Source organism: Nonomuraea mesophila (assembly GCF_004352805.1).
Lineage (GTDB): Bacteria > Actinomycetota > Actinomycetes > Streptosporangiales > Streptosporangiaceae > Nonomuraea > Nonomuraea longispora.
In genome coordinates, this window is record NZ_SMLD01000234.1 from 1 (window position 1) to 12,229 (window position 12,229).

General features: G+C 71.7%; 12 protein-coding genes. 3 read left to right on the plus strand and 9 right to left on the minus strand.

What is annotated here, in order from left to right; all coding sequences use genetic code 11:
• The 8 genes from E1295_RS44125 to E1295_RS44160 form a co-directional block, all read right to left on the minus strand.
• Nucleotides 1–1,304 (minus strand): serine/threonine-protein kinase (locus E1295_RS44125; protein WP_166427713.1); only part of this gene is annotated, 1,304 nt, incomplete at its 3' end.
• 188 nt (nucleotides 1,305–1,492) lie between these two features.
• Entirely contained in the window at nucleotides 1,493–2,005 is a 513-nt protein-coding gene (locus tag E1295_RS44130; protein WP_132640709.1) for a YbaK/EbsC family protein, read from the minus strand.
• Between the two features lie 60 nt (nucleotides 2,006–2,065).
• Nucleotides 2,066–3,616: a flavin monoamine oxidase family protein gene (locus E1295_RS44135; RefSeq protein WP_246081130.1), complete on the minus strand. Its 1,551-nt coding sequence runs from the start codon at nucleotides 3,614–3,616 to the stop codon at nucleotides 2,066–2,068.
• 39 nt (nucleotides 3,617–3,655) lie between these two features.
• Entirely contained in the window at nucleotides 3,656–4,498 is an 843-nt protein-coding gene (locus tag E1295_RS44140; protein WP_132640711.1) for a M55 family metallopeptidase, read from the minus strand.
• A 49-nt stretch (nucleotides 4,499–4,547) separates the two neighbouring features.
• Nucleotides 4,548–5,753, minus strand: coding sequence for a DUF6395 domain-containing protein (locus tag E1295_RS44145; protein ID WP_132640713.1), 1,206 nt, complete (start codon nucleotides 5,751–5,753; stop codon nucleotides 4,548–4,550).
• Nucleotides 5,744–6,442, minus strand: coding sequence for a hypothetical protein (locus E1295_RS44150; protein WP_132640715.1), 699 nt, complete (start codon nucleotides 6,440–6,442; stop codon nucleotides 5,744–5,746). The genes E1295_RS44145 and E1295_RS44150 overlap by 10 nt, the downstream gene beginning before the upstream one ends.
• A gap of 109 nt (nucleotides 6,443–6,551) precedes the next feature.
• The gene (locus E1295_RS44155) at nucleotides 6,552–7,325 is read right to left on the minus strand and encodes an enoyl-CoA hydratase/isomerase family protein (RefSeq protein ID WP_132640717.1); all 774 of its coding nucleotides are present in this window, start codon (nucleotides 7,323–7,325) and stop codon (nucleotides 6,552–6,554) included.
• A 36-nt stretch (nucleotides 7,326–7,361) separates the two neighbouring features.
• Nucleotides 7,362–8,018 (minus strand): endonuclease, encoded by a 657-nt coding sequence (locus E1295_RS44160; RefSeq protein WP_220449200.1) that lies wholly within the window; start codon nucleotides 8,016–8,018, stop codon nucleotides 7,362–7,364.
• Between the two features lie 123 nt (nucleotides 8,019–8,141).
• Between E1295_RS44160 and E1295_RS44165 the strand changes: the two genes are divergently transcribed.
• Together E1295_RS44165 and E1295_RS44170 are read left to right on the plus strand one after the other, a co-directional pair.
• Nucleotides 8,142–8,423 (plus strand): hypothetical protein, encoded by a 282-nt coding sequence (locus E1295_RS44165; RefSeq protein ID WP_132640719.1) that lies wholly within the window; start codon nucleotides 8,142–8,144, stop codon nucleotides 8,421–8,423.
• Nucleotides 8,424–8,494: 71 nt separating this feature from the next.
• Nucleotides 8,495–10,510, plus strand: coding sequence for a CehA/McbA family metallohydrolase (locus tag E1295_RS44170; RefSeq protein WP_166427714.1), 2,016 nt, complete (start codon nucleotides 8,495–8,497; stop codon nucleotides 10,508–10,510).
• Here the strand turns inward: E1295_RS44170 and E1295_RS44175 are convergent.
• Nucleotides 10,489–11,514, minus strand: coding sequence for an NADP-dependent oxidoreductase (locus tag E1295_RS44175; protein ID WP_132640721.1), 1,026 nt, complete (start codon nucleotides 11,512–11,514; stop codon nucleotides 10,489–10,491). The two genes, E1295_RS44170 and E1295_RS44175, sit on opposite strands and share 22 nt — an antisense overlap.
• Before the next feature lie 110 nt (nucleotides 11,515–11,624).
• On the opposite strand from E1295_RS44175, the gene E1295_RS44180 reads away from it, so the two are divergent.
• Nucleotides 11,625–12,229, plus strand: a 605-nt coding sequence (locus E1295_RS44180; RefSeq protein WP_132640723.1) for a TetR/AcrR family transcriptional regulator, incomplete at its 3' end; no start/stop codon positions are given.

The window sequence follows — 12,229 nt, forward strand, 5'->3', positions numbered from 1 at the left end:
GGCGTGGGGCGGCCGTAGTCGTGGCCCGGCCCGGACCGGCCTGGGACCGGCCCGCCGGGACCCGCGCCAGGGCCCGCACCCGGCCCCGCGCCGGGACCCTGGCCTGGCCCTGCGCCGGGACCCGTGCCCAGCCCTCCGCCCGGTCCACCGCCTGAGCTTGTGCCCGGCCTGACGTCGGCGGGCGGGCCCGCGTTGAGGCCGCGGAACTCCGGTGAGTCGGGCCGCACCCGCCTGGTGGGCACGTCGCCCTCGCCCGGCGGCGCGGCCCTGCCGCCGGGCTGCGCGGGCCAGGGCTGCGACGCCCCGCCCTCGCGCTGGATCCGGCGCAGCTCCTCCGGCGACACCCGGCGGGTCGGCCAGGGGTCGGCCTGGTTGGGCAGGAGGGAGACGTATTGGTCCTGGGGTGGCGGGGTGGCCGGATGGTCCTGGCTCTCGAGCAGCCGCCGCGGCGTCACCGGCGGTGTGGACACGTCGTGGGACGGGCTGTCGGCCGCGGGAGGCGGGAAGCCGGCCGGGGACGTGTCGGGCCGCGGCATGGTGGAGAGCTCGTCGGGAGCGCCGCCCGGCGGCCGCTGGGGCAACATCCTGGCGGTCTGCTCGGCCAGGTCGGCCGCCTTGGGGCGCTTGGCCGGATTGCGCTGGAAGGCCGCCTTGAGCAGCGGCTGCAACGTCGAGGGGGCGGCGCCGATGTCGGCCTTGCCCGCCGTGATGTTGTAGAAGACCATCTCCAGCGTGCCCTTGCCGAAGGGCGGCTGGCCCGTCGCGGCGAACAGCAGCGTGCCCGCCCACGCGTGGATGTCGACCTCGGGGCCGGCCTCCTGGCCCTCGATGATCTCGGGCGCGAGGTAGCCGGGCGTGCCGATGAACATGCCGGTCTGCGTCAGCCGCGTCGCGTCGACCGCCTGGGCGATGCCGAAGTCGATCAGCACGGGCTCGCCGTCGAGGATCAGCACGTTGCCCGGCTTGAGGTCACGGTGGATCACCCCGACCGAGTGCACGACGGCCAGCGCCGACGCCACCCCGTGCGCGACCTTGAGCAGCGCGTCGAGGTCGAGCGGGCCGTCGTCCTTGACGATCTCGTCGAGGGGACGGCCGGGCACGTAGCGGGTGACGATGTAGGGGCGGTGGCCGGTCACGTCGGCGTCGAGCACCTCGGCGATGTATTTGCTCCGCACCCTGCGCATGGTCTCGACCTCGCGCGAAAGCCGCCGCCTGGCGACCTCGTCGCCGGCGACCTCCCCACGCAGGACCTTGACCGCCACCTGCCGCCCCTGCGGGTCGGCGGCGAGATGGACAACGCCCATCCCGCCTTCACCGAGCCGCCTGAGCAACCGGTAAGGGCCAAGTCGGTCATCGTTCATGGCATGAAGCACCATATCGGCTTAGTCCCCGCCCACGAGATGAACCATGAGGCCACATTCCCACTCGTACAACGTCCGGAAAGGGCTCATCGGTTTCCCATCCAACGGTCTCGAATCGGCTTCAGTTTGTGTCAGCCGGCCAGCGAGAGAACCTCGGCCCCCTTCAGCCCGGCCAGCGCGGCCCCGGAAACGGCCAGCTTCGACCTGCGCACACCGCTTCCGATCACCACCCTCGGGTGCTCGGCGACGTGCGTGTCCACGAGGACCGGCCAGTCGTCGGGCAACCCCAGTGGCGTGATGCCGCCGTATTCCATGCCGGTCAGCTCGACCGCGTCGGCCGTCGGCGCGAAACTCGCCTTCCTGGCGTCGAGATGCCTGCGTACGACGCCGTTCACGTCCGCCCGCATCGTCGCGAGCACCATGCAGGCGGCGTAGCGGACCTCGCCGCCCCGTTTGGCGGCCACGACCACGCAGTTGGCCGACTCGTCGAGCCGCACGTCATAGCGCTCGCAGAACGCCGCCGTGTCGGCGAGATCGGGGTCGATCTCCGCCACCTCGACGCCGTCCACGTGCGGGACTGCCCGCGCCACCGGATCGGCGAGAAGGTCGGTCCGTTCGGTCGCGGGCATCCAGTGCAAGCTCATCCCATCTCCTCGATCGCTTCTCCTTGGACCCTAACCCGGTCGCCGGAGCAGCGTGCGACGTCACTGGGACTGCAGCTCTCGCTGGTGCAGCAGCGTGACGACGCCGCGGGCGGACTCCATGGCCCCCGCCTGCCAGGCGATCAGATGGGTGAGCCAGTCGCCCGCGAAGTAGACCCTTCCGGCGGGGCGTTGCAGAAGAGTGAAGGACGAATCAACGGACGGCCAGCGCACCCAGCCACCCTGGATGTGCTCCTGGCGCTCCCATGCGATGGAGACGCTGGACAGGACGTTCTGGCGGTACTTCTCGCCGTGGATCTTCTTGCCCTGCGTGAGCGCCCTGCGCCTGCGGTCCTCGGGAGTGAGGGCTCCGTACAGCTCTGCGTCGCGATCGGCGTTGTAGTAGCCGACGAGGACGCCGCGCTCCGCGTGGTAGTCGTGGGACGGGTACCAGATGTGGGTGATGTCGAGGTCGGTCTCCGTCACGCCGCCGTAGATGTGGTCCTCCAGTTCCCACCAGCGCCTTCCGTACTCCAGGCCGATCTTTCCCGCGGCGACGGGGACCGGCGTCTTCAGCGCGGTGGTGACCTGGGCGCCCAGGTTGTGCGGGATCCTGGCGAGCACGTGCGGGGGGAGGGCGGCGATGCAGTAGTCGGCCTTGACGCTGCCGCCGTTCCAGACGACCTCCACGCCGTCGTCCAGGGTGGTGATCTTGGTGACCTTGGCGCCCGTCGTGATGGAGTCCTCACCCACGGCCTCCACCAGCCGGTCGACGATCGCGTCCATGCCGCCGACGGGCTGGAACATGGGGGTGGCCTGGTCGACGCCGAAGTTGTTGGTGATGGCCCGGCCGGTGCCCGCGGCGAGGATCTGGTGGAGCGCGCCGGGAGGGTCGAGGAGAACCCCACCGTCTATTGAAGGAAATTTCGTGAAACCGCGGCGGGACGATCCTTCATATTCCAGCCTGGGCCCCAGGTCGCCGAACCTTCTCAGAAAATCGAGCAGGCGTTCCTGGTCGTCCTTGGTGATGGCCTTGTCCAACGCACCGTCATTTGTGGCTTTCGCCAGTAATTCTGCGACATATCCATACATGTCGGCTCGGGCGGTCCGCGCCCGCATCGTCCGCCCGTTGGTGTGCACGTACGCGGAGGCGTTGTCGTTGACGAAGGTCTCGATCGGGATGCCCAGCTCACGGCAGTAGTCGAGGGTGACCATCCACGGAGCGATCCTGGCGGGGCCCGCGTTGAAGTAGACGCCCTCGCCGAACGTCACCTCCTGAGCCGGGCCGTTCAGCTCGCCCAGCCGGTCGCCGCCGCGCAGCGTCAGGTTCCGCCCGCCGGCCTTCTGCCTGGCCTCCAGCAGCGTGCAGTCATAGCCGGCCTTGTTCAGCTCGTACGCCGCCGTGAGCCCCGCCACCCCGGCACCGATGATCACGACCTTGGCCGCGCCCTTGCCGCGCAGGGTGAAGTCGCCCGGCTTCGGGGCCACGTAGTCCTTCGACTGATCCGAGGGCGCCAGCCCCAACGCGCCCATGGCCGCGTACATGGCGCCCGCGCCACCGACCGCCCCCAGCCCGACGAGCAACCCGCGCCGGGTCAGCGCCGCGCCTTCCACGTCACCCGCCCCCTACGCCCGTCACCGATCACCCTCGTCTCAGCCGTACGGCCCGCTGCCGCAGGCGACCTGGCCGCCGATGGTGGCGAAGATGCCGAACAGCGCCATGATCTGAGTGAAGTCGTCGGTGGTGAACTCGGTGTGCCGCGAGCCTGCCGACTTCACCCCGGGGACGAGCGCCACGGCGGCGGCGATGGCGGTGGAGTTCCACTCCACCCCCAGCGTGTACGGCGCCGCCAGCTCGTACGGTGTGAAATCGCTCAACCGGCCGAGCGCCCGCGCCGTGGCCTCACGAATCCTGGCCTGGGCCACGCTCGGCGGCAGCAGCTCGGCCGCGAACTTGTCGATCCCCTTCTTCACCGCGACGGTCTCGACGTCGCCGAGCAGCTCGCGCGCCTCCTCGCCGACGGCCTCGTCCCCGGTCACCACCGCGACCGGCACCCCGTGGAACCCGGCGCACGCGGCGACGAGCCGGGTCTCCCCGCACACCTCGCCGTTGAGGTAGACGTTCTGGATCTCCTTGCCCATCCAGGTGTGGTTCAGCACGCCATGCTGCACGCCCGCGCGGGCGTGGTAGCCCACGAAGCAGGCGGCCTGGAACGAACCGTCGAGGCCCTGCGCCATCCGCTGCGCCTTGCCCGGCCCGCGTACGAGGCTGGCCCGGGGATCGAGCAGGTCGATCCGGAGGTTCTTGGTCGAGCCGTGGGCGTCGTTGACCAGCACGCCGGTCGCCCCCGCGTCGAACGCGCCCTCGACGGCGGCGTTGGCGTCGGCGGTCATCAGCTCGCAGCCGCGCTCGTAGCCGCGCTTGCCCGCGTGCATCTCCTCGGGGTCCGTCAGCCCCGTCACGCCCTCCATGTCCACCGACAGATAGACCTTCACGTGCCCTGCTCCTTCATCGCTCCACACCCGCCCGGCCGGCAGCCTGGCGTCAGGTGCCCCAAGTCTCCACCCGCCGCACCTCGTCGTGCGTCATGAGCCCGGCGTTCGCCTCCATGTACGCCGCCGCCTCGGCCCGCCACGGGGCCGGGATCTCGTCGAGCGCCTTCGGGTAGCAGCGGTCGAGCCAGGCGGTGGACTCCTCCGTGGCGTCGAAATAGTCGAGCACCTCCGCGAACAGGGTGTGCTCGATGCCGGGGACGCGCGCGAGCCCGTACTCGACCATCTCCTGGCCGCCGTAGGGCGGCTTCTTCAGCCACGACTGGGCGGCGCGGTGCCTGGCGGTCATGGGGGTGTCGAGCGGGCGACGCTCGATGGCGGCCTGGATGAGCTCCTTGTACAGGCACTTGCCGCAGGTGCGGCACGGCCCGTCGGTGCCGCGCAGGCACCAGCGCACGTACGTGCTGAGTTCGGAGTTCAGGGCCAGGCGCATGGTGACCGCCTCGCTCACGCCGCCCACGGGAAGCACGATGTGCACGCCCGCCGCCGCGAACAACCGGCCCCATCTGCCGTGCGGCGCCCACATGGGGTTGTCGGGGGTGTAGCGCAACACATAGCGATCCCCGCCGAGCCAGCGTGAACCGAGTTCATAACCGAATGCCAGCCCGCCGAGGTTCAGCTGGTCGGCCATGAGCAGCGCGCCCACCGCCACCGCGTGGTGCTCGGGATAGCCGGGACGCGGCTCGGCCAGGGTGTACTCCAGGTCGGAGGTGACCACGGATAACTCCCGGCCCGTGCGCTCGGCCAGCCTGGCCAGCACGTCGGACCGGTAGTGGGGCCAGCGGTTGGGCACCCGCCGGTGCGGCACCCGCTGGAAGTGCACGAACGGCGCCTCAGAGTGGATGGCGGCCGCCGCGACGGAGTCCGCGCCGCCGCTGTACGAGATCGCGAGCCTGTCCCCTGGACGGCGCCGCTCCGCTCCCACCGGGCCCGCCTCGATCCCCCAGCCGGTGTGCAGGGCCTCGGCCAGCTCCGCCGAGATGGCCCGGTCGAAGGAGACGCGCCTGCGGGTCCACGGCGCGACGATTGTCCACGCGGCGAGGGCGAACAGGTCGGGGTGCGCGTCGCCGGGGACGCCGCCGACGGAGCAGGAGTTGGTGGCGAGCTTGATCGGGTGCTCGTCGGAGGCCTTGCCGGTGATCTCGTCGTCGGGGTCGAGGCGGAACGTCAGGTCGGCGCCGGTCCAGGTCACGCGCACGGCTGCTCCTCGGACCGCCCTCGCACCCGCTCGTCCTCGGAACGACCCGGCGTCCGCTCATCCTCGGACCGCCCAGGCGTCCGCTCGGCCTCCGGCGGGACGTGCCCGGCCCCCGCAAGGTCCTCCGCGTCGGCTGCCGTACGGGAGGTCGCGGGGGCGTCTCCCCCGGGCAGGCGCGTACGCAGGTCGTCGATGGCCTGCCAGACGAGGACCTCGTTCTGCAGCACACCGTCCAGCGCCTTGGCCGTCTCCTGCGCGAGCCGGTGGGCGTCGTCGGCCTTTCCGTAGGCCTTGTGGGTCTTGGCCTCGACGCTACCGAGCCTGCTGTCGGCCCGGGTGTCGGCCCGGGTGTCGGCCCGGGTGTCGGCCCGGGTGTCGGCCCGGGTGTCGGCCCGGGTGTCGGCCCGGGTGTCGGCCCGGGTGTCGGCCCGGGTGTCGGCCCGGGTGTCGGCGCTGCCTGCCTTGTCGCCGGCGCCCGCGCGGCCGGCCTTGGTGCCGGCCGCGGGCGGACGCGCGTTCCGCAGGCGTTCCACCTCGCCCTGCAGGGTCGCCATCTCCCGCCGCAGCGTCTGGACCTCCCAGAGCGCGTCCCTGATGTCCTGCCGGTGATCGGCGATCGAGATGTAACGGGAGTCGAACCACGTACGCACGGCTTTGCGCAGCCGGACAGGGACGGGAACGCGCATCATGAAACGCCACGATACTGGCAAACCACAGCCGGGACGGACGAAGCTACCGATGGGTTATCAAGGTCCCCAGCAGCTCCGTCCCGTTTGCGGTGACATGTCCAGTAGGGCGTTATCGACCCGTGAACTTCGGCTTGGACTTCTCGGCGAACGCCCGCATGCCGATCTTGGCGTCGCCGGTGGCGAAGAGGCCGGCGAACTGCAGCCGCTCGATCTCTAGGCCGGTGTCCAGGTCGACCTCCAGCCCCTGGTCGACGGCCTGCTTGGCGGCGCGGAGCGCGACCGTGGGCCCGCCGACGAACGTGGCCGCCCATTCGAGGGCGGCGGTGTAGACCTGCTCGTCCGGCACCACCCGGTCGACCAGGCCCATCGCGAGGGCCTCGGCGGCGGGCACGTGGCGGCCCGTGAAGATCAGGTCTTTGGCCTTGGCCGGGCCGACCAGGCGGGGCAGGCGCTGGGTGCCGCCCGCGCCGGGGATGATGCCGAGCAGGATCTCGGGCTGGCCCAGCTTGGCCGACTCCCCGGCGACCCGGAAGTCGGCGCAGAGGGCGAGTTCGCAGCCGCCGCCCAGCGCGTAGCCGGTGATGGCCGCGATGACCGGCTTGCCGATGCGGGTGACGGCGGTGAAGCAGTCCTGGAGCGTACGGGAATGCGTGGACATGTCGGCATAAGACATGTCGGCCATCTCTTTGATGTCGGCACCCGCCGCGAAGACCTTCTCGCCGCCGTAAATGATCACCGCCTGCACCTGCGGGTCGGCGTCGACAATGCCGGCGGCCTCGCCGATCTCCTGCTGCACCTGGCCGTTGAGGGCGTTCATCCTCGGACGGTCAAGACGGATCGTGGCGATCTGGTCGGCCACCTCGACGCTCACAAACTCACCCATAGGTCGAACCTAACAGAGCGGGATCATCGCGCCCCGTCAGCGGGCCGCCGCGGACTTCACCTCCTGGGCGATGCGCTTGCTGCGGGACACCCGTACGAGTGCGGCGGACAGGCGGGCCAGCTCGTCACCGGAACCGGCCAGCCGGGCCAGCGAGCGCTCCTGACGCGGCAGCCCGACGTCGGCCGCGCCGTCCAGCACCTTCTTGTCCAGGTGCGGCACGATCTGGGGCCAGACGGCCTGGGCCTCGCGCAGGAAGATGTCCGCGCCGGTCGGCCCGATGCCGGGGAACTCCGTCAGCAGCCGGCCGATCCCGCGGGGGTCGCCGCCCGCCTCGTCCCGCAGGCGGCGCAGGTCGCCCTTCCACCGGTCGAGCAGCAGTTCGGCCCCACGGCCGAGCATGGTGGCGGTGCGCTCGTCGTAGCGGCGGTAGTGGCCGCGGCCCAGCGCGTCCACCCGGTCCTGCCAGCTCGCCTCCCGCATGGCCTTCGGCGTCGAGTACCCGGCCGCGAACAGCTCACGGGCGGCCGCCACCGCCACGTCCGCCGAGATCCGCGCGCTGAGCAGGGTGGCGAGGACGAGCAACTGGTAAAGCGGTTTCGGCTGGTCGGCCAGCTTGATTCCGGCCTCGCCCGCGTACGTGCGGCCGTACCGGTCGAGCAGCACGTCCATGACGGCTTTTTCGGTCTTGGTCATGAGCGTCCCGCTACCCGCGGCCCGTACGGGCATGCCGGGCCGCCCGCTTCCCGGCGCAGGTCCGCCCGGGTTTGGGGCGCAGGCCGGAGGGGAGGCGGAGGTTTCGACCGAAAGGAGCCTGTTGTGCTGACGCTGACAGACAACGCCGTTGAGGCGATCCGCGACCTCATGGTCGGCCAGGAGGTGCCGGCCGACGCCGGCCTGCGCATCGCCCCCAAGACCGACGAGGCGGGAACGCTTGAAGTCACCCTGGTGAGCACGCCGTACGCGGGCGACCAGGTCGTGGAGAAGGGAGACGTACGGGTCTTCGTGTCGGAGGACGCGGCCCCGATCCTGGACGACAAGGCGCTGGACGCCGAGCAGAGCGTTCCTGGGCAGCCGACGTTCAGCCTGGGACGTGCCTGATCGTTCATCGCAGGGGACATAGCGGTCGATTCATGTCACGATGACGGCGCGTCCGACTCAGGGAGTGTCCGATGCGTGACGATCCGTTGTTCCCCGTACCGGTGGCTCGCGCGCTGGCCGGCTACCGTGCGCTGCGCGACGCGCACGGTGTCTGCTGGGGCGAGCCGCCTCTCACGTACGTCGTCCAGGCGTGGACCACCGTCTTCCTCGACAACCGCTACGACTTCTGGGGCGCGGCGCTGCGCGTGCTCGCCGAGCGCCGTCCCGGCATCCCTCACGACGAGCTCGGAGACCATCTCGGCGAGGTGGACGCCGACGCGGTGGTACGCGACGCGCTCGGCGGCGACGTCGTGGACAACCTGCCCGCGCTGCGGCTGACCCCCGACGGGGTCACGCTGGAGGCGATGACGCGGGTCGTGCTGGACGACCGGCCGTCGCGTACGTCACTGCTCCTCGACTCCAGCAGGGACGAGCCCGTCACGGTCGTGGTGGACGGCACCGCCTACGAGGTGCCGTCGCGCGGCGCGAAGGTGGTCGAGACCGCCGAGTCCGTCACGGTCGACGGCCTGCCGGTGGACCTGACCCCGCTGCGCCGCCGGGCGCCGCCGGCCGCGGTCAGGGTGCGGGCGGGATTCCCGTGCCGGTGGAGTGTCACGGGCGCGAACGGCCAGGGCTGGTATCCCGAGGGCGCTCCGCGCAAGGTCGACGCCCTGCGGCGGCCGTACTTCCATGGCGACGACCTCGTGGTCGCGGTGCCCGCAGAACCGGTCACGGTGACGGTGGCGAGAGGGATGGAGTACACCTCGGCCGAGGTCGTCATCACGCCGGAGGCGGGCGCGGAGACGCTGGTCGAGCTAGCGCCGGAACGCCTCTACGACGCCGCCGCCCGTGGCTGGTACGGCGGCGACCTGCACGTCCACCTCAATTGGATGGGCGAGGAGCCCACCGCGCCCGACCTGGCCGCCGCGGCTCAGCACGGCGAGGACCTGCACGTGCTCAACCTCGTGGCAGGCAACGTGGCGAGCGGGCGGGTCTACGACCTGGAGGCGCTCGCGCACTGGGCGGGCGAGGACCTGCCGTGGTCGGACGACAGGCATCTGGCCAGGATCGGCGTCGAATACCGCAGCGACCTGGTGGGGCACCTCACCGCGTTCGGCCTGCGCGAGCCGCCTCAGCGTTGTCACACGGGCTTCCAGGGCACGGCCGACTGGCCGCCCAACACCGTGGCGTGCGAGGAACTGCGGGCGCTCGGCGGGGTGATCGGGTACGGACATCCGTTCCACACGGCGTTCGGCGAGGACGATCCGCCCGGCGCGGTGCTCGGCCGCGGGCGCAACTGTTCGGCCAGGGAGATCGTCGCGGACGCGGCGCTGGGCCTGGTCGACACCCTCGACGTGCTCAACCACTCCTCGATCGAGGCCACCGCGGCCGTCTACCGGCGGCTCATCGGGGCGGGCAACCGGCTCGCGGTCACGGCCGGCACCGACGCGGTGTTGTCGTTCTGCCGCCGCGGGACCGCGTCGAGCCCGCCCGGGTGGGAACGGGTGTACGCCAACGTGGCGGGCCCGCTCACGGCCGAGTCGTACGCCGAGGCGATCCTGCTCGGCCGCACGTTCGCCACGACGGGACCGTGGCTGGAGCTCACCGTGAACGGGCACGGGCCGGGCGACACGCTGGATCTGGCGGCCGGGCAGCGCGCGGAGATCGTGGTCACCTCGATCGGCCCCGAGGTCGAGCGGCTGGAGATCCGCACCGCCGGGGGCGTGCTGGCGCAGGGCCCGCCGGGGCGGCTGACCGCGTCGCTGGTCGCGGACGAGCCGACGTACGTGGTCGCCGTCGCCACCGGCCCGCCGCATCCGCGCACCCTGCACGGTGGCGGCGTGTACGCGCACACCAGCCCGGTGTACGTGGACGTCGCGGGCTCCCCCGTGGCCAGGGAGCCGGACGTGCGGTGGTGCCTGGCGTGGCTGGACCGGCTGGAGGAGTTGCTGCGCGAGTTCGGCACGTTCGAGACCGAGGAGCAGCTCGGCGACCATCTGGAGGTGTACGAGCGGGCCAGGGAGGTCTATCGCGGGCGGCTGGCCTGAGCGTCCGGCATCGAGACGACGTACTTGCCGCGGGTGTGCCGGGCGGCGGCGAGGTCCCGCAGGGCCCGCCCGGCCTCCGCGAACGGGTAGCGGTGGCTGATCATGTCGCCGAGGGTTCCGTCTAGCGCGCGGAGTGCGAGCGTGGCGAAGGTGTCGGGGCGCAGGCTGGGAGGGCCGTTGACGACTCGTACGGTGATGTCGTCCCTGCCCAGGGAGCCCTGGCCGAGCGAGCCGAGCGTCGTGGTGATCAGCCGGCCGCCGGGCCGCAGCACCCTGACCGCCTCGGTGAGCCCCTCTCCGCCGAGCACCAGGTTGACGATGGCGTCGACGCCGCCGGGGTGCAGGCGCAGGGTCTCCTCGACGACGTCGCATGCCAGGTAGTCGATCGTGGCCGAGGCGCCGAGACCGCGCACGTAGCCGGTGTACTCGGGGATCGCGGTGGCGATGACCTCGGCCTGCTTCTCCTTGGCCAGCAGGGGCACGACGATGCTTCCGATGCCGCCTGTCGCGCCGATGACCAGCACCCGCTCGTCCGGCAGGAACGCGCCGTCCCGCAGGGCCGCCGCGGCTGTCATGCCGGTGCTCGCCAGCGCCGCGGCGCTCTCGGGCGCGAGTCCTTCCGGCCTCGTGGCCACGTAGGGGCCCTCGGCGTGGAAGGTCGCGTATTCGGCGAGCGCGCCCGAGGTGACCGCGTCCAGGCGGAAGCGCTCGGCGTACGAGGGCGGCGCGCCGAAGCCGAACACCTCGTCGCCCGTCGCGAAGGAGGTCACGCCGGGGCCGAGCCCGACGACCGTGCCCGCGAAGTCGGTGCCGGGAACGTAGGGGAAGCCGAGCCCGAAGTCGTCCTTGATGGCTCCGCTCGTGAGCATGAGGTCGGCGGGGTTGAGTGAGGCCGCCGCGATCCTCACCAGGATCCGGCCGGGGCCCGGTTCGGGAATCGGCAGGTCCTCGATCCGGAGCAGCCCGGGAGGACCGTATTCCCGGGCGACCAGTGCTTTCATCATGGGCACGCCTTCCCCTATAAGCGGAGAATTTTTCTCCGCTTTCCAGACGTTATGCTGCTGTGGAGAGCCACGTCAAGCGATCCCCAGCACACGAGAGGCGGCCAGCCGATATGCGCGCGCCGGGCCAACTGAGAGCGGACGCACAACGCAACCGGGAGCTCATCCTCGACACGGCCAGGGGGGTGTTCGCCGAGCAGGGCCCCGACGCCACGATGGACGAGGTCGCGCGGCTCGCCGGCGTGGGGGCGGGCACGCTCTACCGGCACTTCCCCGACCGCGACAGCCTCATCCACGCCGTGCTGGCCGACGCTCTCGAACGCATGATCGCGCTCGCACAGAAGGCGCGCGAGGAGGAGACGTGGGCCTGGGACGCGCTCAGCCGGTTCGTCCACGGCTGCGCCGGCCTGCGGCTCGACCTGCTCCTCTCGGTCGCGGGGGCGCAGGTGCACCGCGTGGCCGGCACACCCGGGATCGACGAGGGCCGCGTCCGCCTGCTCGAGGTGCTCGACCAGATCGTGCGCGCCGCCCACGACGAGGGGGCGCTGCGCACCGACGTCGGCACGGGCGACGTCATGGGGGTCGTCGGGCTACTCGTCCGCGGGCTGCCCACGCTGCCCGCGGACCTGGGCGACGAGCTGCGGGAACGCGCGGTGCGGCTGGTGCTCGCCGGCATGCGCGCCCACCCGGCGCCCTCCCCGCCCGAGGAGCCGCTGAC